Source organism: Kribbella turkmenica (genome assembly GCF_004348725.1).
Classification (GTDB): domain Bacteria; phylum Actinomycetota; class Actinomycetes; order Propionibacteriales; family Kribbellaceae; genus Kribbella; species Kribbella turkmenica.
This window is the reverse complement of the sequence record NZ_SMKR01000023.1, coordinates 19866-45054: the sequence shown is the minus strand read 5'-3', so window position 1 is coordinate 45054 and position 25189 is coordinate 19866. Positions and strand designations below refer to the sequence as shown.

At 70.7% G+C, this 25189-nt stretch carries 14 protein-coding genes; 9 read left to right on the top strand and 5 right to left on the bottom strand.

Annotation, left to right across the window (positions count from 1 at the left end; translation table 11 throughout):
- The 6 genes from E1218_RS07780 to E1218_RS07755 all read left to right on the top strand — a co-directional run bounded on the left by E1218_RS07780 (nt 1) and on the right by E1218_RS07755 (nt 8273).
- Entirely contained in the window at nt 1–861 is an 861-nt protein-coding gene (locus E1218_RS07780) for a carbohydrate ABC transporter permease (protein WP_202865828.1), read from the top strand.
- Between the two features lie 60 nt (nt 862–921).
- A complete protein-coding gene (locus tag E1218_RS07775; RefSeq protein ID WP_132317760.1) occupies nt 922–2004 on the top strand; it encodes a mandelate racemase/muconate lactonizing enzyme family protein in 1083 nt (360 codons plus the stop codon).
- Between the two features lie 76 nt (nt 2005–2080).
- A complete protein-coding gene (locus E1218_RS07770; RefSeq protein ID WP_132317758.1) occupies nt 2081–2266 on the top strand; it encodes a tautomerase family protein in 186 nt (61 codons plus the stop codon).
- Between the two features lie 101 nt (nt 2267–2367).
- Nucleotides 2368–3393, top strand: coding sequence for an aspartate-semialdehyde dehydrogenase (locus tag E1218_RS07765; protein WP_132317756.1), 1026 nt, complete (start codon nt 2368–2370; stop codon nt 3391–3393).
- A gap of 119 nt (nt 3394–3512) precedes the next feature.
- Nucleotides 3513–6266 (top strand): AfsR/SARP family transcriptional regulator, encoded by a 2754-nt coding sequence (locus tag E1218_RS07760; RefSeq protein WP_165949168.1) that lies wholly within the window; start codon nt 3513–3515, stop codon nt 6264–6266.
- A gap of 171 nt (nt 6267–6437) precedes the next feature.
- On the top strand, nt 6438–8273 hold the full coding sequence (locus tag E1218_RS07755) for an AMP-dependent synthetase/ligase (protein WP_132317752.1): 1836 nt from the start codon (nt 6438–6440) through the stop codon (nt 8271–8273).
- Between the two features lie 111 nt (nt 8274–8384).
- Here the strand turns inward: E1218_RS07755 and E1218_RS07750 are convergent, their stop codons facing one another.
- The 5 genes from E1218_RS07750 to recC all read right to left on the bottom strand — a co-directional run bounded on the left by E1218_RS07750 (nt 8385) and on the right by recC (nt 19378).
- Nucleotides 8385–9986, bottom strand: a complete 1602-nt coding sequence (locus E1218_RS07750) for a DHA2 family efflux MFS transporter permease subunit (protein ID WP_132317750.1) — start codon at nt 9984–9986, stop codon at nt 8385–8387.
- 172 nt (nt 9987–10158) lie between these two features.
- On the bottom strand, nt 10159–10914 hold the full coding sequence (locus E1218_RS07745) for a DUF4118 domain-containing protein (RefSeq protein WP_132317748.1): 756 nt from the start codon (nt 10912–10914) through the stop codon (nt 10159–10161).
- Between the two features lie 93 nt (nt 10915–11007).
- Complete coding sequence (recD, locus tag E1218_RS07740; protein WP_132317746.1) at nt 11008–12771, bottom strand: exodeoxyribonuclease V subunit alpha; 1764 nt, start codon at nt 12769–12771, stop codon at nt 11008–11010.
- Nucleotides 12768–16067, bottom strand: a complete 3300-nt coding sequence (locus E1218_RS07735) for a UvrD-helicase domain-containing protein (protein WP_233712082.1) — start codon at nt 16065–16067, stop codon at nt 12768–12770. The genes recD and E1218_RS07735 overlap by 4 nt, the downstream gene beginning before the upstream one ends.
- A complete protein-coding gene (gene recC, locus E1218_RS07730) occupies nt 16064–19378 on the bottom strand; it encodes an exodeoxyribonuclease V subunit gamma (protein WP_132317744.1) in 3315 nt (1104 codons plus the stop codon). The genes E1218_RS07735 and recC overlap by 4 nt, the downstream gene beginning before the upstream one ends.
- Before the next feature lie 299 nt (nt 19379–19677).
- Here recC and E1218_RS07725 point away from each other — a divergent pair, with 299 nt between their 5' ends.
- From E1218_RS07725 to E1218_RS07715, 3 genes are all read left to right on the top strand, one after another.
- Nucleotides 19678–20376 (top strand): response regulator transcription factor, encoded by a 699-nt coding sequence (locus E1218_RS07725; RefSeq protein ID WP_132317742.1) that lies wholly within the window; start codon nt 19678–19680, stop codon nt 20374–20376.
- Nucleotides 20373–22925: a DUF4153 domain-containing protein gene (locus E1218_RS07720; RefSeq protein WP_132317740.1), complete on the top strand. Its 2553-nt coding sequence runs from the start codon at nt 20373–20375 to the stop codon at nt 22923–22925. The genes E1218_RS07725 and E1218_RS07720 overlap by 4 nt, the downstream gene beginning before the upstream one ends.
- A gap of 422 nt (nt 22926–23347) precedes the next feature.
- On the top strand, nt 23348–25060 hold the full coding sequence (locus tag E1218_RS07715; protein WP_132317738.1) for an NUDIX hydrolase: 1713 nt from the start codon (nt 23348–23350) through the stop codon (nt 25058–25060).
- Nucleotides 25061–25189 lie beyond the last annotated feature (129 nt).

The following is a 25189-nucleotide window of genomic DNA, read 5'->3' as shown; positions in this document are numbered from 1 at the left end:
GTGGTCGCGATCGCTACCGCCAGCCGGCGGCCAGGCCAGGGGGTGGCCGCGAATCTGTTGCTCTACGCCCTGTTGCTGATCTTGTCGGTGATCTTCATCGCCCCGCTGCTGTGGATGCTCTCGACGTCCTTCAAGACCGCCGAGGGCGCGACCGCCCTGCCGCCGCGGTGGATCCCGGCTGATTTCTCGGTTGAGGGATACACCTCGTTGTTCGCCGATGCCCAGGCGCCGGTCCTGCGCTGGCTGGTGAACAGCGTCGTCGTCGCCGTGGCGCACACCGTCCTGGTCCTGGTCACCGCGGCGGCCGCGGCCTATCCGCTGGCCAGGATGCGGTTCAGAGGCAAGTACGTGATCTTCGCGCTGATCGTGGCAACCCTGTTCGTGCCCGGCTTCGTGTTCCTGATGCCCAACTACCTGATCGTCGAGAGCCTGGGCTGGCTGGACAGCAAGTGGGCCTTGATCGTGCCCGGTGCGGCCAGTGCCTTCGGTGTCTTCTTCCTGCGGCAGTTCTTCGTCTCGATTCCGGCCGAGCTGGAGGAGGCGGGGCTGATCGACGGCGCCAATCGTTTCCAGATCTTCGTCCGCATCGTGCTGCCGCTGGCGAAGGCGCCGCTGGCCACCTTGGCGATCCTGAGCCTGCTGGGCAGCTGGAACGACTTCCTCTGGCCGCTCTACGTCCTCTTCAACCCCGAGAACCTCACGCTGCCGGCCGGCCTCGCGACGCTGAAGGGCGCGTACGCCACCGACTACCCGGCGATCATGGCCGGGGCTGCCCTGGCCAGTGTCCCGGTGCTGATCGCGTTCGCGCTGGTCCAGCGCTACGTCATCGCCGGCGTCGCCCGATCCGGGCTGAAGGGCTGACCCGGCCAGGATCGGCGCTGCCCGAAGCCCCACACCTCGACCACCGAACGGGAGTACTAGATGTCCTTGGATCGTCACTACATCAGCGCCGTGGAGGTGTCGACGATCAGCAGCCGGTACCCGCGAACCATCGGCCGCAACGCCCGGCTCGGCAGTCACGGGAGTGGCAGCGACTCGGCGATCGTCATTCTCCGGACCGACACCGGCAGGTCCGGTTGGGGTCTGCTCGCCGGCGCCCTGCCGCCGGAGAACCAGGTCGTCGGGCGGTCGGTGATCGACCTGATCGACCCGGACACCGGGGTACGGGACCCCGCGATGTCCGCACTCGACTTCGCCCTGCACGATCTCGTCGGTCAGATCGAGGACCTGCCCGTCTACGCGGTCCTGGGTGCTCACGGACAGCGGACCATCAGTTGCTACGACGGCGCCATCTACTTCGCCGACCTCGACCCGGACGACGACCCGCGCGGCGTCCAGGCGGTGCTGGCCGACTGCGCCGCCGACGACGCGGCCGGCTACCGCGCCTTCAAACTGAAGATCGGCCGCGGCAACCGCTGGATGGACCGCGCCGCGGGCGACCGCAGGGACATCGAGGTCACCCGCGCCGTGCGCGAGGCCTATCCCCGGCACCGCATCCTGGTCGATGCCAACGACGGCTACGACTGCGACGGCTTCATCGCCTACCTGCAGGCCGTGGCCGACGTCGGGTTGTACTGGGTGGAGGAGCCGTTCCTCGACGACGCGGCCGACCTCGCCCGGCTCCGTCGCCATCTGAGCGACACCGGATCGGCGACGCTGATCGCCGAGGGCGAGAGCAATCCGGACCTCGACAGCCTGCTGAAGATCGCCGGGAACGGCGACATCGACGTGCTTCTGATGGACGTCGTGTCCTTCGGGCTGACGGGCTGGCGATCGGTGATGCCGACGGTCGCCGAGCTGGGAGCGCACGCCTCGCCGCACGCCTGGGGCCTGCCGATCAAGACCCTGTACGCCGCACAACTGGCGGCCGGTCTGGGCCGGGTGAACACCGTCGAGGGCGTTCCCGGCCAGACGCTCGGTGCCGACACCAGTGCCTATCTCTGGCGCGACGGGGAGCTCACCGTGCCGGACCGGCCCGGTTTCGGCATCCCGCTCGGCGAGTAAAGCGGTCGGCAGCTGCGACCGACCGGATCCGCACCTCGGACAGCGTTTCCCACACCGATCGAAGGAGCCACCCACAATGCCCAACATCACCGTCGAACTCCTGTCCGGGCGCACCCTCGACCAGCGCCGCGAGTTCGTCGCCGCCGTCACCGAGTCGGCCATCGCCATCCTGAACGCCAAACGCGAGTCCGTCCGCATCGTCTTCACCGAGATCGAAACCACCGACGTCGCCAACGGGGGAGTCCTCGTCGCCGACGCCTGACGGGCTTCTCGCGCGGCCCGGTCTCCCGTCCGCCCGGGGCCGGGCCGCCGCATGCTGAAACTCGCGGGTCCGGACGACCCGCAGGAACTATGGTGCTGGGCATGCGAGTCGGAGTGTTCGGAGCCACAGGTCAGGTCGGCAGTGTCATGCGGGAGTTGCTGGTCGAGCGGCAGTTCCCGGTGGACGAGGTGCGGTACTTCGCGTCGGCCCGGTCGGCCGGGACGAAGCTGCCGTTCGGGGATGCCGAGATCACGGTCGAGGACTCCGCGACCGCCGACTTCACCGGGCTCGACCTGGCGCTGTTCTCCAACGGGAAGACGGCATCCAAGGAGTTCGCGCCGAAGGTCGCGGCCACCGGGGCCGTCGTGGTGGACAACTCGTCCGCCTGGCGGATGGATCCCGACGTGCCGCTCGTCGTCTCCGAGGTGAATCCGGGCGACCTGGACGACCTGCCGAAGGGCATCGTCGCCAACCCGAACTGCACCACCATGGCCGCGATGCCGATACTGGCACCGCTGCACCGGACCGCGACCCTGACGCGGCTCGTGGTCTCGACGTACCAGGCCGTGTCCGGCTCGGGCGGAGCGGGTGTCAGCGAGCTCGAGGACCAGGCTCGCGCACTGGTCGCCACCGGCGGACAGCTCGCCCGCGGCACCGACGGCGTCACGCTGCCGGAGCCCAAGGTGTACGCCGGGCCGATCGCGTTCAACGTGCTTCCGCTGGCCGGGTCGATCGTTGCCGACGGCACCGGTGAGACCGACGAGGAGCAGAAGCTCCGGAACGAGAGCCGCAAGATCCTGCACATCCCGGACCTGCCGGTCGCCGGCACCTGCGTCCGGGTCCCGGTCTTCACCGGCCACTCGCTGAGCATCCACGCCGAGTTCGCCGAGCCGGTCACGCCCGAGCAGGCGACCGAGCTGCTCCGCGGCGCTCCCGGGGTCGCGCTCACCGACCTGCCGACGCCGCTGCTCGCGGCCGGCCAGGACCCGTCGTACGTCGGCCGCATCCGTCAGGACCAGTCGGTCCCGGGCACCCGCGGCCTGGTGCTGTTCGTCTCCAACGACAACCTCCGCAAGGGCGCCGCGCTGAACGCGGTCCAGATCGCGGAGCTGTTGGCCGAGCGCTGACTTTCCTGAATGTCAACAAAATGTCACAGAGGGAGAACTCCTGCGTAGGGTGACCCGGCGATAAGGTGTGCCTTTCCTGCTGGATGTTCCTGGGCGATCCATCGGCCGGAGCAGGGGAGGTGACCGAGCTGGCTCGACGTGGGGCGGACAGGCTGCGGTTCCGCCTGCTCGGCACGATGGAGGTGCGATCGGACGCCGGTGCGGTGATCCGGCTGCCCTCGCACCGGCCCGCTGTACTGCTGGCCGCGCTGCTGCTGCGGCTCAACCGCACCGTCCGGACGGCGGACCTGGTCGACGTCCTCTGGGAGGACGACGAGTTGCCGAGCAAGCCGCGCGCCGCGTTGCAGATCTACGTCTCCCGCCTCCGCGCCGCTCTCGGGGACGCGGACCGGTCGATGATCCGCACGGGCGACGGTGGCTACGCGCTGCACGCGGACCCGTCGCAGCTCGACCTCGAGACCTTCCGGTCGCTGGTCCGGAGTGCCCGCGAGGCAAGTGATCCCGCCGCCCGGGTCCCGCTGCTGAGCGAGGCGCTGGCGCTCTGGCGAGGCGAGCCGCTCGCCGGGCTGGACGCGGGCGCGCTGACGCGCGAAATGATCCCGCGGCTGGTCGAGGAGCACCTGCAGGCACAGGAGTTGTCGTTCGAGGCCCGGCTGGCGATCGGTGACGCCGCCGGGGTGATCCCGGAGCTGAGGGAGCTCGTCGGGCGCCACCCGACCCGGGAACGGTTCTGGGCCCAGCTCATGCGCGCGCAGCACGCGTCCGGACGGCAGGCGGTCGCGTTGTCGACGTACGCCGAAGTCTCGCGCCGGCTGCGGGAGAGTCTCGGCGTCGGGCCCGGCCCCGAGCTCCGGCGTGTGCACGCCGAGCTGCTCGCGGCGACGGACACCGAGAGCATGGTGATCCCGCGCCAGCTGCCGACCGCCGTACCCGCGTTCGCCGGCCGGACCGAGCATCTCGAGCGGCTGGACGGACTGCTGCCCGGCGCCCGCCTCGGACTGATCATCGGACCGGCCGGCGTCGGCAAGACCTCGCTCGCAATCCACTGGGCCCGGCAGGTCGCGGACACCTTCCCCGACGGCATCCTGTACGCCGACCTGCTCGGATACTCGCCGTCGCTCGAGCCCGCCGACCCGCTCACGGTCCTCCCGCGGTTCCTCGCCGGGCTCGGGATTCCGGCCGATCGCCTGCCGATGGCCGCGGCCGAGCAGGTCGCGCTGTACCGCAGCATGCTCGCGGACCGGGCAGTCCTCGTCGTCCTCGACAACGCCCGGACCGCCGAGCAGGTCCGTCCGCTGGCCGCGACCGGGACGAACTGTCTCACCCTGGTCACCAGCCGCAACGAGCTCGCCGGGCTGGTCGCGACCGAGCAGGCCGAGCCGATCCAGCTGGACACCCTGGACCCGGCCCAGTCCAGACAGTTGCTCGCGGCAAGAGTCGGCGAACGGCGGTTGCAGGCGGACGCCCGCAGCACCGACGAGCTGATCGCCCGGTGTGCGGGGCTTCCGCTGGCACTGTCGTTGCTCGGGGCCCAGATCGCGCTGCGGCCGCGGCGGCAGCTGGCGTCGTTCGTGGACACGCTGAGCCTGGCGCCGCTCGACGCGCTCGCGACCACCGACGGAATCGACGTACGGACGATCTTCTCCTGGTCCTACCGGCAGCTCCGGCCGGAACTCGCGCGGATGTTCCGGTTGCTGGCTCAGCATCCCGGTGCCGAGATCACGCTCGGGGCCGCGGCGGCGTTGGCCGGCGTACCCGTGCGGGCGGCTCGCGGGCTGCTCGCCGTACTGGTGGCGAACCATCAGCTGGTGGAGCTCGGGCCGGATCGCTACGCGCTGCACGACCTGCTGCGCAGTTATGCGCGGGAGCTGTGTGAGGAGCAGGAGGCGGACGAGGCGTTCGAGCGGCTGCTCGGGTACCTCGTGCACACCGGCTGTGCGGCCGCGCTGATCCTCGCGCCCAGGCGGGACCCGGTCGAGCTGCCCGGGCTGGATCCCGGCGTCGACATCGTGGTCCCGACGACCCGCGACGAGGCGTTCGCCTGGTTCGACTCCGAGCAGCCGAACAATCTCGCCGTACTGCGTGCTGCCACCGGGCGGGCGGACGGGTTGCTGTGGTTGTTCGTGTGGGCGATCGCGGACTATCTCGACTTTCGCGGACGACCCGGCTACATGGAGTCCGAACTGCTCGCCCTCGCGGCGGCGGTCCGGCTCGGCGATCCGCGCAAACAGGCCCAGACCCGGCGGGACCTCGCCCGCGGCCACATGGCGCTGCGGCAGTGGGACGACGCGATCCGGCAGCACGAACTCGCGCTCGGCATCGCGGAGGAGCTGGCCGACGACGCCGGGATCGCGCACGGCTCACTCAGCCAGGCGCGCGTACTCAGCCGGATGGGCGAACATCGCCAGGCGATCGAGAAGACCACCCGCGCACTCCGGATCTACGAGCGGACCGGCCACGCCGACGCCCGGGCGAACGCGCTGAACAACCTCGGCTGGTACCACGGGCAGCTCGGCGAGTACGAGGCGGCGGTCGACTACGCCCAGCAGGCGCTCAAGCTCTACGAGGAGCTGGACTCGGAGTACGGGCGTGCCGTCGTGAGCGACACCAAGGCGTACGCCCTCGCCGGATCCGGCCGCCTCGGGGAAGCCATCGCCAGCTATGCGACCGCGGTCGCCATCCTGCGCACGCACGGCCGGCTGGGTGAGACGGCGGAGTGCCTGATGTCGATGGCCGAGGTCCAGGAGCGAGCGGGACAACCCGCGGCGGCCGAGGTGAGCTGGACCGAGGCACTGGAGATTCTGGACGTGCTGAACCACCCCGACGCGGAGACGGTTCGCGGTGCGCTGCGGCGGCTGCGGCGCGGCGGTTGACGGTGCCCGCCAGGCGAGGGGTAGAACTGACAGTGAGACGCAGGCCACTGGTCGTGCGCATGCGTTGCGGAAACGTAATGGAGAAGGTGGGGGCGGACGAGGCAGGGCATAGTCAGCCGTGCCCGCTAGCCATTACTCTCCGGTTACTTGACCCCCGATGGAGGCCAGACAATGAAGCCAGTCGCCGATGAGGGCCAGCTCGCTCTGCTCAGCAACCGCAAAGAGAACATGGCCACGATGTTCCTCGACCGGGTCGCCGCGACCCCTTCGCGCGAGGCCTTCCGGTACCCGTCCGGGGACCAATGGAAATCCGCCAGCTGGCGGGAGCTCGACGAGCTGGCCAGGCGCCGGGCAGCCGGCCTGATCGCCCTCGGCGTCCAGCCCGAGCAGCGCGTCGCGATCGCGTCCAGCACCCGGATGGAATGGGTCGAGTGCTACCTTGCCGCCGTCCTCGCGGCCGCCGCGACCACCACCATCTACCCGACCACGATGGCGGAGGACGTCGCGTACATCGTGGCCGACGCCGAGGTGCAGGTCGTCTTCGCCGAGGACGCGACCCAGCTCGACAAGCTGCGCGCGCACCGGTCCGAGACGCCCTCGCTGCAGAAGGTCGTGCTGATCGACGGCGAGCCGTCGGCGGAGGACGAGTCGTGGGTCCTCTCGCTGTCGGCGCTGGACGAGCTCGGCACGGCGTACCTGAAGGACAACCCGTCGGCGATCGACGACCGGCTCGCGCAGATCAAGCCCGACCACCTCTGCACGCTGATCTACACCTCCGGCACGACCGGCCGGCCGAAGGGTGTCCGGCTGCCGCACTCGGTCTGGACCTACGAGGGCGCCGCGGTCGAGGGGATCCGGGTGCTCAGCCAGGACGACCTGCAGTTCCTCTGGCTGCCGTTGTCGCACGTTTTCGGCCAGGTGCTGCTCGCCGTACAGTTCCAGATCGGGTTCGCCACCGCGATCGACGGGCGGATCGACAAGATCGTCGAGAACGCGGCCGTCGTCCAGCCGACCTTCATGGCCGCGGCACCGCGGATCTTCGAGAAGGCGCACGCGCGGATCGTCACGATGATCGAGGACGAGGGCGGGGTCAAGGCCAAGCTGTTCCACTGGGCCTTCGGCGTCGGCGCCCGGGTGTCCGCGCTGCGTCAGCAGGGCAAGGAGCCCGGCGGTGCCCTCGGCGCGCAGTACGCGCTCGCCGACAAGCTCGTCCTGTCCAAGATCCGCGCCCGCTTCGGCGGCCGGATCCGGTTCTTCGTCTCCGGTTCCGCCGCCCTCGACAAGCACCTCGCCGAATGGTTCCACTCTGCCGGCCTGCTGATCCTCGAGGGCTACGGCCTGTCCGAGACCGCGGCCGGCTCGTCGCTCAACCGCCCCGGCCAGTACCGCCTCGGCAGCGTCGGCCCGATCTTCCCCGGCACCGAGGCGAAGATCGCCGAGGACGGCGAGATCCTGATCAAGGGCCCCGGCGTGATGAGCGGCTACCACAACCAGCCCGAGCAGACCGCCGAGGTGATCGACGCCGACGGCTGGTTCCACACCGGCGACATCGGCCACTTCGAGGACGAGTACCTCTTCATCACCGACCGCAAGAAGGACCTCTTCAAGACCTCCGGCGGCAAGTACGTCGCCCCGCAGGTGATCGAGGGCCGGTTCAAGATGATCTGCCCGTACGTCGGCCAGTTCGTTGTCCACGGCAACAAGCGCAACTTCGTCAGCGCGCTGGTGACCTTGGACCCGGACGCGATCCAGGGCTGGGCGGCGTCGAACGGGCTGGGCGGCAAGTCGTACGCCGAGATCGTCAGCTCCGACGCGGCCCGGGCGATGGTCCAGGGCTACGTGGACGAACTCAACGCCGGACTGAACCGGTGGGAGACCATCAAGAAGTTCACCATCCTCGACCGGGACCTGACCGTGGAGACCGGTGAGATGACCCCGAGCCTGAAACTCAAGCGCAAGCACGTGGAGACGCAGTACGCGGACCTGCTGGACAAGATGTACGACTGACCTCCCCCGCGGCGGCTACGCGCGTCTCCTGCGTCGCCGCCGCTCCCACCCACCGGTACGTGCGCGTGCCGCCGCGTGCTTGCCGAAGGGCCCGTGGGGCCGTCCCGAGACTCAGTCCACGATCGCGGGTGGAGCGCCCTTGTCGTCCAGAAGGTGGGTCTTTTCGCGTCTGCGGGGGAGCAGCAGGGCGGGGATGAGGGTGAGGGCTACGAGGATCCAGGCGACCCAGTAGGTGGTGGCGAAGGATGCGGCGGCGTCGGTGAGGCCGCGGGCGATGGCGGCGGGGTCGATGTTCAGGGGGCCGAGGCTTTCGGGCCGGGTGTTGGACAGGATGGCGGCCTGGGTCTCGCGGAGGCCTTCGCCCTGGCCGGGGACGCGTTGCGTGCCGGGGATGACCGGCGAGTCGTTGAGCTGGTTGGTGAGGATCACCGACATGGTCGCGACTCCGCAGGAGGACGCGATCTGCTGGGTGATGTTGAGCAGGGTCGAGCCGCGGGCGACCTGGGCGCCGTTGAGCGTGCGCAGCGCCGACGTGAACAGCGGCATCATCGTGCCGCCCATCCCGAAACCCATCACGACCAGCATCGCGATCAGCAGGGGGTACGGCGTCGTGGCGGTGACCTGGGTCAGGCCGAACATGCCGACGACGATCAGTCCGAGCCCGACGGGGACGATCCGGCCGACGGGGACCTTGTCGACCAGCCGCCCGGCGATCGGCATGGTCACCATCGCGCCGAGTCCCTGCGGTGCGACCAGGAGGCCGGCGTTCAGGGTGGACTCACCGCGGATCTGCTGGAAGTAGGTGGGCACCAGGAGCAGCCCACCGAAGAACGCGGCGGCGAACAGGAACATCGTGACGATCGAGATGGTCAGGTTGCGGTTGCGAAACAGCCGCAGGTCGAGCAGCGGGTGCTCCGGCCGGAAGGAGTGCCAGACGAAGGCGGCCATCAGCAGGACACCGACCAGCATCGAGACCCACACCCGCGGTGCGCCGAAGTCGCCGTTCTCGGCGGGCAGCGACGAGACGCCGAACAGGAACAGCGCGAGCCCGGGGGACATCAGGGCGACTCCGAGGAAGTCGAAGGACTCCGACGGTTCGGGGCTGTCCTTGGCCAGGGCGAACCCGGCGTACACGAGGGCGATCGCGCCGAGCGGCACGTTGATCAGGAAGATCCAGTGCCAGCTCGCCACCTGGATCAGCCAGCCGCCCAGGATCGGCCCCAGGATCGGGCCGAGCAGCATCGGTACGCCGAGGATCGCCATCAGCCGGCCCATCCGGCGCGGCCCCGCGGCCCGGGTCATGATCGTCATGCCGAGCGGCATCAGCATGCCGCCGCCCAGGCCCTGCAGGACCCGGAACGCGATCAGCATGTCGATGCTCGACGCGGTCGCGCACAGCGCGGACCCGGCGGTGAAGAGGAAGATCGCGCTCATGTAGAGCCGCTTGGTGCCGAACCGGTCGGCCGCCCAGCCGGTCAGCGGGATCACGGTCGCGAGCGCCAGCGTGTACGCCGTGACCGTCCAGGCGACGTGGGAGTAGGAGACCGGACTCTCGGGCGAGCCGAACTCGTCCTGGAACGTCGGCAGGGCGACGTTGACCACCGTGATGTCGAGGATCGACATGATCGCCCCGAGGACGACGACGCCGGCGATCTTCAGCACCGCGGCGTCGATGTGGTCGGGATACTCGGACTGGGTAGCAGGCTGGCTCACGGTCGGTCCCCCTGGGCGCGGATCACGTCATCCCGAGACTACGCGCGGCCCGGGCCCGGCACGAGCAGATTCCCGGCGGCCCGTGGTTGCCCTGGCCGCGACCGCAGGCCTTCCAGCCGGTGTACCGCGGGCCCGGGCCAGCTCTCGATTCCGGTAGGCACGGACCGACAGGTCAGGAGGATCTGTCGTGGGTGGCCAGGGCAGCGCCGACCTGGTCGGCGAGGGCCACGGCCACTTGGCGTTGGGCGAGGGAGGGCCGGGCGAGGCGGGTCGAGGCGACCAGGAGGAAGCGGCCGCGGGTGATGCCGTTGTGATGGACGCGCAGCTCGATCTCGCAGTCGGTGGGGAGGCCGTAGCGGTCCACGGGGAGATCGCGGCCTCGGCGTACGACGGTGCCGTCGCGGACGAGGGCCGCCGGAGCCTGGTCGTCGGTGTCGCTGTCGAAGTAGCAGTCATCGACGCCGAGCAGGTCGACGAGTTGGTCGGCGACGTGCTCGATGACGCCCTCGGTGTGGGCGCTGCCGGCGGCGACGATGCCCGCGGTCCGGAGGATGTCGGTGAGGTAGGCCTGCTGCTGGTTGGCACGGTTCTGCCGGCGGCGCGCCCACAGGATCTCGGCGGCCGCGACGCCGACGACCGTGAGCAGCACCGCCGTCACCCTGTCCGCCTCGTCGGTGATGATGATCTGCTGGTACGGCTGGGCCAGGAAGAACGCCCAGCACACCGAGCCGGACAGGGCGGCGACGATCCCCGCCCGGCGCACGCCGCTCGCCGCCGCCGCGACGACCACCAGGACCAGTACCAGGGCAGTGTTCGTGTTCTCGATCCGAGCGCGGAACGGCACCATCGCCGCGCACACCATCGCGGGAACCACGGCGGCACCCACGACCACCGCCGTACGGGATCGCTCGGACAGCTGAACTCGCATCCCACCATGATGAGTCCTCACGCCGCGGGCCGGCAGCCTGGGGCGGTGGGCGGATCGGCAACCGGTCACCGGGCAGCACCCGGGAACGAGGTGTCAGGTGGTCAGGCGCTGGCGGAGGCCGGTGGCTCGGAGGGCGCGGCGGTGGAGGGCCAGGCGGATGGCGGGTTCGTTGCCGACGACCCGGATCTGCTTCTCGGCGCGGGTGACCGCGGTGTAGAAGAGTTCTCGGGTGAGCAGGCGGGACTCCTCGCCCGGGATCAGGACGGTGACCTCGGCGGCCTGGCTGCCCTGGGCCTTGTGGATCGTCATCGCGTGCAGCGTCTCGACAGTGCCGAGCCGGCCGGGTGCGAGGTCGAGGCGGCCGCGGGATCCGTCGATGCAGACCCGCAGCGAACCGTCCGGACGCCGGATGGTGACGCCGACGTCGCCGTTGTAGACGCCGAGGCCGTAGTCGTTGGCGGTGACCAGCACCGGCCGGCCGACGTACCAGGTGTCCCAGAGCGGGTCCTCGGTCTCCTCGGTGATCCACCGCTCGACGGTGCGGTTCCAGTAGGTGACGCCCCACGGGCCGTCGCGGTGGGCGCACAGCAGGCGGTGGCGTTCGAGGGCGCGCAGCGCGGCGTCGGCGTCACCGGCTTCGGCGGCCCTCCGGATCGCGAGCGCGTCCGGCAGGAGCACGGATCGCAGCGCGTCGCGTGGATCGTCGCCTTCCACGAAGCTCAGGCTGTCGCCGCCGAAGCGGAGCAGATGGAGGACCTCCTCGGCCTGGTCGGCGCGCACGGCCAGCGCCAGATCGCCGATCTCGCTGCCGAAGCGGTGCGAGGTGCGGAGCTCCGCCGGTCGCGCGTGCCCGCCGGCGACCAGTCCGTCGACGAGATCGGCGAGTACGGCGCCCGCTTCGATGGAGGCGAGCTGGTCCGGATCGCCGACGAGGATCAGGCGCGCGTCCGGACGGACTGCCTCGAGCAGGCGAGCCATCATCGTCAGCGAGACCATCGAGGTCTCGTCGACGACGACGATGTCGTGCGGCAGCCGGTTGTCGCGGTCGTGGCGGAAGCGGGTCGAGGAGTCCGGGCGCCGGCCGAGCAGCATGTGCAGCGTGCGGGCATGGAAGTCCCCGAGCCTCGCCGTGTCCTCCGCGGACAGGCGGCCGGACATCTCGTGCCGGACCGCCTCTTCCAGCCGGGCTGCGGCCTTACCGGTCGGAGCCGTCAGGGCGATCCGCGGACGGCGGTCGCCGGCGAGCTCGGCCTGCTCGGCGAGGACCGCGAGCAGTCCCGCGACGGTCGTGGTCTTGCCGGTGCCCGGGCCACCGGTCAGCACCGTCGTCCACTGGCGTACCGCCGTCTCGGCCGCGGCGCGCTGTTCGTCGTACGACGTACCTGGGAAGAGGCGGTCGAGTCCTGCTCGCAGCGTGTCCTCGTCGGCGATCGTCGGCGCGGCCTGCGCGGATCGGCGGCGAAGGTCCTGCTCGACCTGCTCCTCCTCCCGCCAGTAGCGGTCGAAGTACAACCGGCTGCCTTCCAGCCGGAGGGGCTGCGGAGCGGCGAGCAGTGGACTGGACGCGACGGCCGCCAACCACTCGTCCGGGTCCGGCCAGTCGAGGTCGACGCCGTCGTCGCCGACCTCCTCCCGAGCCGTGGCGAGGTCGAGACAGACCGAGCCGGCGCGGACCGCCCGGACCACGAGGGCGCACGCGAGCGCCACCTTCTCGTCGTCCTCGGCCAGCATGCTGGCCAACCGGGAGGCGACATGGACATCGGCCGCGACCAGCAGGCCCGCCTGGTTGAAGTCGCGCAGTATCCCGGTCGCGCCGAGCGCGAGCGCCGAGTCGAACTCGTCGATCGTCGAGGTCACCGAGCCCTCCCGTCGAGCAGATCGGACAGGTCGAGCACGAGAGCCGCCGGCACCGGCCAACTGAAGACGCCGGTGGGATGACCGTCGTCGAGCGGTGTGTCCGCGCCGCACATGCCGCGCAGGTACAGGTAGACGACGCCACCGAGGTGCACGTCGGGCTCGTACGACGGCAGTCGCCAGCGGAGATAGCGGTGCAGCACGACCGAGTAGAGCAAGGCCTGCAACGGATAGTCGGAGTGCAACATCGCGGCAGCCAGCTGGTCGCGCCCGTAGTCGGCCGACGTGGCCGGCTGTTCGGGATCGCCGAGGCGGTTGGTCTTGTAGTCGACCACGACGAACCGGTGCGTGTCGCCGTACGGGATGCGCAGTACGACGTCGATCGATCCGGTCAGGTAGCCGCGCAGGATCTGCCGGCCGAGCAGCGGTTGCTCGAGCCGGTCGGCGTACGCGCGCAGTGGATCGTCGTCCGGCAGGTGTTTGCGCAGCAGCGGCGCGAGGTCGGCCAGCAGTACGTCGGCCGCGGCAGCGTGGTCTCCGCCCGCCAACGGGACCTCGAACTCGAGCTCCCGGAGCCTGTCGTCGAGTCCGAGACCGCCGAGCGTACGACCTGGCACGAGTGGGCCGAGCGGGGTGCTGTGCACGGGAAGCAGGGCGGTCGCCAGTTCGTCGGGCGTCACGTCGACCCGCCACAACCGCAGCTGTTCGCGAACCGTCCGGGCGAGCTCGGCGTGCAGGTCGGCGGCCCGGGGGTCGGCCTCCTCGAGCACCGCGTGCACGAGCGAACCGAACTCCGCACCGACCGGCAGCCCCTGCATCGGCGACGGCAGTGCATCCGTCGGACGCACGTCCGGTGCGGGCAGGACGTCGACGGATTCGTCCTCCAGCCCGCCGTCCTCGTGCTCGCTGCCCACGCCGCTCGTCCGCTGCTCGGCCACGCGGATCAGCCCGGAGTACGACGTACGCCGCCAAGCGACATCGACCTCGCGGGAGAACGACGCGACCGTGAGTCCGCCGGGCAGACCGGCGCCCACCGGCTCCGGCTGCTCGGCGATCACCGACTCCTCGACGACCGGACCGCCGGCCTGCTGCCAGCGTCGCAGCCAGCTCAGCACATCGTCGTCGGACGTCGCGCGCCGCAGACTCTCGGGGACGACCGGGTCGCCCTGCTTGCGGCCGCGCAGCAGCCGGGAGATGCCGCCGTTGACCTCGTCCCACGACGGCGCCCACCAGGCCACCACCTGGGACTGCGCGCGGGTCAGGGCGACGTAGGTGAGCCGGATGTCGTCACCGGCGACCTCGGTCCGCCACCGCTGTTCGTTGGCCTGGTAGCCGGCGTGGTTCCGGCCGCCGATGTCGAGGCTACGGACGCCGTTCTCGTGGAAGAGCAGCAGGTCCTCGTCGTCGAAGATGTGTCGGTTGAACCCGAACGGGAGATAGACGACCGGGTACTGCAGGCCTTTGCTCACCCAGACCGTCATGATCTGCACGGCCGCCGCGTCACTGTCCAGGCGCCGGGTCCGCTCCGTCGTCCGGCCCTTGCCGGCGCATTCTTCGCGGAGCCAGTCGAGCAGCGCCGGCAACCCGAACCGCTCGCGGTGCGCGGTCTCGTGCAGCAGCTCGGCGAGGTGCGCGAGGTCGGTCATGTGCCGCTCGCCGGCCCGCCACCCGAGCACCCGCTCCGGCATGCCGGCGAGTTGTGCGGCCTCGAACACGGCGGCGACGCCGCGTGCCCGCAGGTGGTCGGTCCAGGCACGCAAGGTCTGGCCGATGCGGTCGGTCAGATCGTCGCCGCCGGCGTGCAGACTGGCCGCGGTCTCCCCGAAGAACATCGTCGTCGCCGCGGCCCGGACCAGCCCGGAGCGATGGGGCTGCTCGAACGCCTCCAGCAGGCACAGCCAATCCTTGGCGGCCTGTGAGGCGAAGATGTCGAGGTCACCGGAGTACACCGCGGGAATGCCGGCCGCGGCGAGCGCCTCGCGGCAGGCCCGGGCGTCCTTGTGCGCCTCGACGATCACGGCGACGTCGCCGGCACGCAGCGGCCGCCCGTCGTACGTCGCGCCGGACGCCAGCAACCGGCCGACGTCGGCGGCCAGGTCGCGGGCGATGTGGTCGCGCAGCTTGTCCATCGGGATGCTTTTGCGGGTCGCCGAGCCGAACTGGTCGCGGCGCGCGACCCGGAGCCGGAACGGGGCGTCGGACGGTGCGCCGGCGAGGCGGCTGCCCTGGTGATGCGCGGCGACCTTGTGGACGACAATGTCCTCGTGGCCGAGTCGGGCGTCGCCGAGCACGACCTGCAGGCAGTCGACGAGTGGCTGGTCGCTGCGCCGGTTGACGTCGAGCGTCCGGCGCACGCCCGCGGTCTGCGCCGCGCTCAGGTACGTCGCGATGTCGCCGCCGCGGAAGGCGTAGATCGCCTGCTTCGGGTCACCGATCAGCACCAGGGTGCTGTGACCGTTGAACGCGGCGTCGACCACCTTCCACTGCACCGGGTCGGTGTCCTGGAACTCGTCGACCATGACCACCGACCAGCGGCGCTGCATCCGCCGGCGGGCCGGGGCGTCCGGGTCCTTCAGGGCGTCGGCGAGCCGGGTCAGCAGGTCGTCGTACCCGAGGATGCCCAGGCGGCGTTTGCGGTGTTCCAGCTCGGTCAGGACGGCGTGCGCGAAACGCACCCGGACGCCCTCCGGTGAACCCTCGGCGAAGGTCTCCGGGACCAGCCGGGTGTGCGGATTGCCGACGACCTTGGTGGCGATCTCGAGCGCCGTCGCCCGGGTGATCGGCGGGTTCTGCGCCGCTCCGCCGAAGTGTCCGAGGTACAGGTCGTCGACCACCTCGGCGACGAGCGGCTCCAGGTCGTCGACCAGGGTGACGCCCGCGTCGGTGTCGCCGGCGACTCCCAGGGAGCGCAGGACCAGTTGGCAGAACTGGTGGGTCGTCGCGATCGTCGCGGCGTCGAAGTTGGCCAGCGCGTCACGGAGGCGGTGCCGGCGCTCGGCGACCTCGTCGGCGCTGCCGCGGACCAGGTGGCCCAGCAGTCCGTCGTCGGCGGTCCACCGCCCGGGACTCGCGGTCGCCTGCTCCGCCTCCAGCAGTTGCGCGCGCACTCGTTCCCGGAGCTCTTGGCTGGCCGCCCGGCCGAAGGTGATCAGCAGCATCTCGTCGAGCCGGGCCCGACCCTCCGCGACGTAGCGGGTGACCAGCCCGGCGAGCGCGTACGTCTTCCCGGTGCCGGCACTCGCCTCCAGCACGGTGGTCCCGGTCGGCAGCGGACCGAGCAGGTCGAACGACTCGATCATGGCGTTCCCTGCTCGCAGCGCAGCATCGGTCCCCAGACCCTGGCGGCGTACGCACCGAGCCGGGTCGACTCGCCCGGCATTTCCTCGCCGGGGCGCGTCGGCTCCAGCAGCACGCCCAGCTGCGTGTTCAGACCCCAGACGCGGACGTGCGCGGGGTCGGCGTTCTCGCCGTCGTAGTGGGCCGGGCGCCACCGGCGGCCGGCGGCGATCATCGGGTCGTCGTTGGTCCGGCGCGCCTGGTGCCAGGAGAACGAGGTCTTCAGCGGCAGCGGCACGGGCTCCCGGCGGCCGGCGTCGTAGATCGCCACGAGGTCGGCGAGCAGTGCCGCGGCCTCGGCGCCGACGGGCCCGAACAACCGACTCGCGGGATGGTTGCCGCGGGACGCGCGACCGATCACCAGACTCGTCCAGTTGTGGTCCTCGTCGCCGGCGGACAGCGCGAGCAGTTGGACCCACGCGCCCAGCAACTGCTTCGCGTCCAACCGGGAGTAGCTGACCGAGACCAACCGGTACCCGTACAGCCCGGGCACCGTCCCGGTGAGGCGCCGACCGTGGCCGAGGTCGACGTCTACGTCGTAGGCCCGCGGGCTTCCCTGCCGGTGCGGGTGCGCACTGACCGCCAGCCCGCGGGCAACGTCCCGGAGCTGGGTCGCGGTCCGCCAGCCAAGTCGCCCGGGCGGCAGCGTCCCCCGTCGCCACTCGGCGTTCAGTGCGTCGTCCGGATGGATGCCGGTCAGCATGTCGCGGAGCATCCGGTCGCCGACGGACCACTTCTCGAGGTTGTCGATCTCCACCGGCATCGCGTCGGACACGCCGTCGACCTCCCACGGCAGGGTCAGGTCGAGCGCCCGGAAGAACCCCTTCACCGGGTCACGGAAGAACGCCAGCAGGTCGGCCAGCGCCACGTCCGCGGCAGCGGGCAGGTCCAGCGGGCCGGCCAGGAACTCCGGCCGCGGCGGCCTGGACCCGGCCGCCGCGCGTGCCGCGACCAGCGCGGTCGGGTCGAACGTGAACGGACCCGGCGCGCCCAGCCGACCGGGCTCGAGGTTCTTGCCGTCGAAGGGCTGCAACGGGTGCCTGACCAGGATCCGGTCGCGGACGGCATCCTGGGTGGTGCCGTCGAGGGCGTCCAGCAGCTCACCCAGCGGTACGGCGGGCGGCCGCGGCTGGCCGGAGTACTCGTTCGCTCCGGTGTAGGTGATCACCAGCTTTTCGGTCGCGGCGAGGATCGCGTCGAGCAGCAACTGCCGGTCCTCGCTCCGAACGTCCCGCTCACCCGTGACCGGCCGCCGCGCCAGGACATCGTCGCCGTCCGCGAGACCGAAACGCGGGAACACGCCGTCGTCCAGCCCGAGCAGGCAGACCACGCGGTGCGGCACGGATCGCATCGGAACCATCGTGCAGACGGTCAGCGTGCCGGTCCGGAAGCTCGCCCGCGTCGGTCGTCCGGCCAGCCGTGCGGACAGCAGCGCCCGCACGTCGGGCAGCCGCAGCGGGGTGGTGGTGAGAGGGCCGGCGTCGGCGGCGACAGCGGCGAACTCGCGCTGCACCTGGCCGACCTGCCAGCTGTCGTCGTGACCGACGCGAGTCAGCTGGTCGATCCCGGTGCGCAGGTCGGCGAGCCAGTCCGCGAGCGGTCGCGTGCCGGTGAGCCGGCCCGCGGCCGACCGGAGCCGGTCGACGTACTCCGCGAACCGGCCGGCCAGGTCGATCCGGGTACTGCCCACGTCGTCGAGCGGCAGCGCCGTGCCGATCCACGCGTGCGCGTCCGCGGACATCGCGACTCCGCTGACGACCCGGTCGAGGCCGAACCGCCAGGTGTTCTGCGGGTAGTCGGCCAGGCCGAACGGGCGGCGTTCCTCGCTGTCGAAGGCCCAGCGGATCCCGGACTCGCGCACCCAGGCGGTGATGATGTCCAGGTCGTCGTCGGTGAACCCGAACCGGCGGCGGACCGGGCCGGACTGGGCGAGGTCGAGCACCTGGCTGGCAGTCGCCCGGCTGCCGGCGAGGTCGAGCAGCTGGGCCGCGATCCCGAGCAGCGGATTCGTCTGCGTCAGCGACCGGTCGGCCAGCTGCACCCGGAGCCGGTGCGCCGGATGAGTGTTCGCACCGAGGTCGCCGAGCCCGAACCTGGCGGTGATCAACGGCGCGTAGATCTCGATGTCCGGGCACATGACGAGGATGTCCCGCGGCTCCAGCGTCGGGTCGGCCTCGAGCATCCGGAGCAGAACCTCACGCAGTACGTCGACCTGCCGGGCGGCCCCGTGACACGCGTGCACCTGGACGCTCCGATCGTCCGGGGCCAAGGTTCGGCCGACCGGAGCGACGGTGTTGGCCCTCACATCGTGCTGCAGCCAGCCGAGCAGCGTGTCCGGAGCGGGCGGCGGCGGGTGGTGATGGTGCACCGCCGGTGTCGTTGCGAGCGTCAACTGGAGCTCACGACTGTCCCGGCCGAGCGTCGCCAGGAGCGGGTGGTCGGCCCGCTGGTGGCTTGTGTCGAGGGCCCGGTCTCCAGCCACTGCGCCGGCCGCCGCCAGTCGTCCCCACAACGCGCCGCTGGGATGCGGCAGCCACAGATGTACGTCGCGGTGCTCGGCCAGTGCGGACAGCAGCTCGACCTCCGTCACCGGAAGGCGGGTGTGGCCGAACAACGAGAGCCGGGCCGGCAGCTCGAACGAGTCGGGCTGATCGCGAAGCCGGGCGAGTGTCTCGGCGTGCCGAGCATGCGGAGGCGGTGCGTCGACGCGGTCGGCCAGTCGGCGCCAGAGCTCGGGCTGCCACGCCAGGTCGTCGTCGACAGCTGCTCCGCGGCCATCGGTGTCCCGGCCTTCGAGCCAGTCCGCGAGCAGCGTCGGCCGCTGAACGGCGTACGCCGCGAAGAGCCGGGTCAGCCGGGCCGCGACGGCGTAGCGCCGGCCGTGGCGCAACTCGGCCTCGGTGCCGGTGTCGAAATGACCGAGGTGCCGGGCGACCGGCTCGCACCAGGCCTCGTCCAGCGATTCGTCGAGTACGGCGAGCAGTGGCCAGGCCATCGACTCCGCGGCCCACGGGTCGTCGTCAGTGAGCCCCAGAACCGCGGACACCAGTGAGCGCGGTGACATGAACCGGACGCCGGCGCACACCCCGTCCTGCTGCGTCGGCGCCGCGCCCAGCCGATGCGCGAGCTGCTGCGACAGCCAGCGCTCCACTCCCTTGGCGGGCACGACGACCAGCTCCTCCGCGAACGGGTCGCTCTGCGGCTCGGCGAGCAGATCACCCAGTCCGCGGGCGAGCACATCGGTGCGCTCGGCGCGGTGCAGGTACAAAGCCACCGATGCAGCATGCCACGCGCCCCCGACGGCCTGTGGGAGGGCCGCACGTCGGCCGTCCTCGTCGGCAGCGCCACAACGCCTCCCGGATCGACCAGTTCGGCCGTGAACGGCTCAGTGGGTACGACGGCGATCACGGCGTCATCCGGCGGCCCGCCGTATCCCAGGTCGGAGGCCAGGATCCCTGCAGACCCTGACCGCACGACGGCATCACCCGCGATCGGACCCATCCGGCAACACCTGCACAGAACCTTCACGAGTCGTCCCTGCCTCCTGACCAGCTCGGCTCCTAGGCTCGAACCGTGTCAGTCGACGGAGCAGGCCGCACGATCCTCGTGGTCGAGGACGAGCCGGTGATCAACCAGGCGGTGACCGACCGCCTGCGCGGGTCGGGGTACGTCGTCGTCCAGGCGTGGGACGGACCGGGAGCGGTCGAGAAGTTCGCGGCGACCGCGCCGGACCTCGTGCTGCTCGACGTGATGCTGCCGGGGTTCGACGGCCACGAGGTCTGCCGCCGGATCCAGGCCGAACGACCGGTGCCGGTGCTGATGCTGACCGCCCGCGACGACGAGGCGGACATCCTGGTCGGTCTCGGCGCCGGCGCGGACGACTACCTGACCAAGCCGTTCCGGATGCGGGAACTGGTCGCGCGGGTGGCGGCGCTGCTCCGCCGGGTCGACCGGGCCGCCGAGCTGGCCGGACGCTCGGCCACCGAGCTGGGCGACCTGCGGGTCGACGCGGCCGCTCGCCGGGTGTGGGTGGCGGGCGCCGAGGTGCACCTGACTCCGACCGAGTTCGACCTGCTGCTGTGTCTGGCCGCCAGGCCGGGAGTCGTGCTGACCCGGGAGAACCTGTACGCCGAGGTCTGGGGCTGGCCGGGTGCGTCCGGAACCCGCACGGTCGACAGTCACGTGAAGGCACTGCGCGCCAAGATCGGCGCGGACCGGGTGCGGACCGCGCACGGCGTCGGCTACGCGCTCGAGACCGGGACCGCCTCGTGAGCGGCCTGTTGATGGACCACGTCACGTCGGTCAAGGTCAAGCTCGGGCTGCTCGTCGCGATCAGCGTCATCGTGGCCTCGATCGTCGCGGCCGTCGGTGCGGCCGGCAGCGTCCCGCTCTGGTTGAGCATCCCGGTCACGGTGGGGCTGGCGCTGGGCGTGACCCAGTTGCTGGCGGTCGGCATGACGTCGCCGCTGCGCGAGATGACCGCGGCTGCCCGGGGGATGGCGCGCGGCGACTACTCGGCCCGGGTCAGCGCGAGTTCGAGTGACGAGGTGGGCGAGCTGGCCCGGGCGTTCAACCGGATGGCCGAGGACCTGGCCGCGGTCGACCGCCAGCGCCGCGAGCTGGTCGCGAACGTGAGCCACGAGCTGCGGACGCCGCTCGCCGCGTTGTGCGCCGTACTCGAGAACCTGGTCGACGGTGTCGCCGAGCCGGATCCGGTCGCCCTGCGGACGGCGCTCGACCAGGCGGAGCGGCTGTCCGCTCTCGCGAACGACCTGCTGGATCTGGCCCGCGTCGATGCCGGTGCCGCTCGGCTGTCCACCACCGAGGTGTCTGTCGCGGAGTTGCTGGAGCGGGCCGTGGCCGAGGCGCGAGTGGCCGGTCGCCAGGTGCAGTACGACGTACGCGTCACGCCACCGGAGCTCATTGTCCCCGCGGACCCGGCGCGACTCCACCAGTTGATCGCCAACCTGCTCGACAACGCGTCCCGGCACAGTCCGGCCGGCGGGGTCGTCGAGCTCACTGCCCGGACGACGGGTTCGGGATGGCGGCTGGAGGTCGCCGACGAAGGGCCCGGGATCCCGGTCGCCGACCGGGACCGCGTCTTCGAACGGTTCGGCACGTTGACCGAGGCCGAAGGCGGTGGCGGCACCGGTCTCGGGCTTGCGATCGCCCGCTGGGTCACCGACTTGCACGGCGGCAGCATCCACTTCGTCGATCCGGCGCCACGCCGTACCGGAGCCCGGGTCCGGGTCGACCTGCCGAGCGAACCGAAACACCACGTTCACGTGATCAGGAAGGCACAGGAGCCCGTCATGACGAAGCCCGTCGAGACTCCCGCACCCGTCGTACCCGTCGCACAGCGACCGCCGGAGTCCGGGATGGACATGTTGTTCGGCAGGTTCTGGCCCGAGGTCGACCTTCCGGGCAATGTGCGAGCGGTCCTGTACTGCCTGGGCGTCGGCGTACTGGCCGGCATCGTCCTGCCTTTCCGCAGTCTCGGTATCGGCACGTTCGTCGTCCTGCTGGCGGCGGGCGCGGCGATCCTGACGTTCAGCGTGAACCGCCGGTCGCGCTTCACCCAGGCCTGTGCCGCGCTGTGCGTGCTCCTGGCCGCGACCTCCGTACTGCGGGACGCCGAGTGGATCGTGGTCCTGTGCCTGATGGCTGGCGCCGCGGTGTGTATGGCCGGTCTGGTGAACGGCCGCACGCTGCCGTCGTTCGTCGCGGCCGGCGTGTCCTGGCCGCTCGCCGGGTTGCGTGGTCTTCCGTGGCTCGGTCGCTCCGCGCAGGCCGTCAAGGGACTGCGGACGAGCGCGGCGGCGTTGCGGACGATCCTGTGGTCGTTGCTCGGGGTCGTGGTTTTCGGTCTGCTGTTCGCCTCGGCCGACGCGATCTTCGCGGAGTGGGCCGGCGCGATCGTCCCGGACCTCGAGATCGACACGTTCGTACTGCGGGCCTTCGTCACCGTGGCCGTCGGTGGGGTCGTGCTGGCAGCGACGTACCTCGGGCTGAACCCGCCGAACGTCGACACCGGCAGCGGCCCGGTTCGGCCGGTCGCGCGACGCTACGAGTGGCTCGTGCCGGTACTGCTGGTCGACGCGGTGTTCCTGGTCTTCCTGGCCGCGCAGGCCACCGCCAACTTCGGCGGGCACGAGTACCTGGAGCGCATCACCGGCCTGACCTACGCGGAGTACGTTCACCAGGGCTTCGGTCAGCTCACGGTGGCGACCGCGCTGACGCTGCTCGTCGTCTGGGCGGCCGCCCGGAAGGCACCGCGCGCCACGACCGCGGACGTGACCTGGTTGCGCGCGTCCCTCGGCCTGCTGTGTCTGCTGACGTTGGTGGTGGTCGCGTCCGCGCTCTACCGGATGCACGTCTACCAGGAGGCGTACGGGTTCACCGAGCTCCGGTTGCTGGTCGACGTCTTCGAGGGCTGGCTAGGCCTGCTCGTGATCGGTGTGATGGTGGCCGGCGTGACCATGAAGGCGTCCTGGCTGCCGCGGGCGGCGCTGCTCAGCGGCGCAAGCCTCCTGCTCGGGCTGGCGGTACTCAACCCGGATGCGTGGGTCGCCCAGCACAACCTGGACCGGTACGCCGAGACCGGCAAGGTGGATTGGTCCTATCTGCAAGGGCTTTCGGACGACGCGGTACCGGTGCTGGCCGAGCTTCCGGACGACGTGGCCGACTGCGCGATGGCCGACCGCGAACGCAGCGACGACGACTGGCTCGAGTGGAACCTGGGCCGTGACCGGGCGCAGTCGCTGATCCCGGCCGCCCCGACAGCCATGCCGACCACGTGCGTCAGTGATCCACCCCGGTAGTCACCCACGCGTCCGCTACGCGCGGCTCCTGCGTCGCCGTGCTCGCCGCCGCTCCCACCCACCCTGGGTTGCGCGGGCTGCCGCCCCCAGTTGGCGGGCTGTCGCCCGCGGTGCGTGTGCTGTCGCCCGCTTGGTTGAACGCTGTGTGGGTCGTCGGCATGTGGTCGTGGGGCAGCTGTGGTCTCTTCCACGCGTCCGCTACGCGCGGCTCCTCCGTCGCTGTGCTCGCCGCCGCTCCGACCCGCCCTGGGTGCGGGCTACCGCCCTCATCCTGCGGGCTGTCGTCCGCGGTGTGTGGCTGGCGTCCGTTGGGTTGAATGCTGGTAGGGGGTTGGCATGTGGTCGTGTGCGCGACTGTGGCCTGCACACGCGGCCGACCGCGCCGCTGGGCTCTCGATCTGCAGTGGGCTCGACCGCTACGGTTGTCCAACGGTCTGGACCGTGATGGGGGTGGCGGCATCGACTTCGACGTGGTGGTCGGTTGGTCGAACATCGTTGGCGCTGGGCTCGCGCTGATTGCGCTGGTGATCGGTGCACTCCTGGGGTGGTCGCGTTTTCAGGCGTATGCGCTGTTCAGCAGACGGCGTCGTTACCTGCTTCCTGCCTTGCGTCGAGCAGGGTGGAAAGTGGGGCGGTGGCGCTTCGGGTTGTCGACCAAACGACTTGTTGCGCAGCGCGTCACCCGGGGCAAGCCATTGGTCCAGGAGGAGATCGCTTGGATCTCCTCGATGATCGCAGCGTTCGCCGACGAAGAGCTGCCAGGGTGGAAGCCGCGTGTGCGGATCCCCTTCACCTTCGCCGGTGTCAAGGATGGACCTGAGTACGAGCGGCGAATGCTCTTACTCGCCGACGGGTATGACGCCTACGCGGTCGCGGTGCGTCGCCGGTGGCTATTGCGATCCACCGCTGGCCCACTGGTTGCGGAAGAGTACGCCTGCGCCCGCGCGACGGCAGGGCAGCTGCGCCGGTGGTCGACGTTCCATCCCCTGGATCTTGCGGACGAGGGCCCGATTCCGAGAGGAAGTGGAGTCGAATTGCGTCCCGTGGCCGGCGCGGACGGGATCACGTTCGAGCGGGCCGTGCGGCTGGTGGCCTGGCCATACATGAACACTGCCCGGTCGCCGATCACGTTTGCCTCGGTCGGTGTCTCGTTCCAGCCCTATCGGGTGGCACTGCAGGGTCAACCGGTATCGGCATCGCCGGACGGTCTGGAGCGGGAGTTGATGTGCGTGGTCGACGAAGCGAAGGTTGCTCAGGTCGATTTGCAGAGCTTCGACGGCGTGCTGACTCGATGGCACGGGCCTGGACTTCGCGTCGAGATGGATCGTGTCACGGGTCGACAGAAGCTCCACCTGTGTATCAGTGAGACCACGTATTTCGCATTCAGGGCGACACAGTCGCCGGCCGGTGCGGCTGTCAGTCGTACTCCAGGGCTGTCCCGCCTGTTGTCGTTGAGTCTGCTGGCGATGGACCGGGATGAAAAGGTTCTGCTGGTTCGACGCTCCGACTACGTCGTCTATCCCGGAGCCTTTGCTTCCACGGTGAGCGGCAACTGTGAGCTTGCCAGCAGGGAAGGCGTGCGTGCGGACGTCGATCCGCACGGCTTTCCGGATGCGATCGCCGCACTCGTCCGCGAAACGCGTGAAGAGCTCGGCCTGGATCTGTCGGGGGACGACGCGCAGCTCGGAGCGTTGGGGATCGTTGAAGTCGACACCGAGTTGGAACTGGGTACTCACCTGCTGATAGCCACGGCTCTCCTGCCGGGCTCGGCGGACGACTTCACGCTCGACCGTGCGAAGGTGGATCCGGTCGAAGGTGTCTGGGAGGTCGGCGAGACGGCGTTGGTCATCGACCTGCCGAAGGCGACCAGGACCGCGACGATGGCCGAGCGGTACGTCAACTGGCTCAGATCGAGTCCCGAGTTGGTGCCGCACGCCGTCGGGGGCCTGCTCCTCCTGCTCATCACCCGTCAGCAATTGCGTGAGCGTCGGGCAGAGCGGGCGGCATCGGCGGGACGGGCGGGAGTCGAGCTGGACTGGACCGTGGCTGATCTGGCGCGATGGCTCAAGGCGCCGCCTCCGCCGAGGCCTCCCGATGCGTCGGCGTTCGTCAGCGAACACGCCCTGTGGCAGTGACGCCAGTCTGATCTGCGGATCCCTCGGCCACGGGCGATGCTGGTTGACGGGGCGACGCAGGGTCTTGAACAGACCTCTCCGTCAGCTGGTCTGTTGCCCTGGGCTCCGGGTGGGTCCGGGTGGTGGGAC

What these genes read in the sequence shown, in the direction of transcription:
- E1218_RS07775 (WP_132317760.1), top strand. Translation starts at nt 922, where the DNA reads ATGTCCTTGGATCGTCACTACATCAGCGCCGTGGAGGTGTCGACGATC.
- E1218_RS07770 (WP_132317758.1), top strand. Translation starts at nt 2,081, where the DNA reads ATGCCCAACATCACCGTCGAACTCCTGTCCGGGCGCACCCTCGACCAG.
- E1218_RS07765 (WP_132317756.1), top strand. Translation starts at nt 2,368, where the DNA reads ATGCGAGTCGGAGTGTTCGGAGCCACAGGTCAGGTCGGCAGTGTCATG.
- E1218_RS07755 (WP_132317752.1), top strand. Translation starts at nt 6,438, where the DNA reads ATGAAGCCAGTCGCCGATGAGGGCCAGCTCGCTCTGCTCAGCAACCGC.
- E1218_RS07745 (WP_132317748.1), bottom strand. Translation starts at nt 10,914, where the DNA reads ATGCGAGTTCAGCTGTCCGAGCGATCCCGTACGGCGGTGGTCGTGGGT.
- E1218_RS07735 (WP_233712082.1), bottom strand. Translation starts at nt 16,067, where the DNA reads ATGATCGAGTCGTTCGACCTGCTCGGTCCGCTGCCGACCGGGACCACC.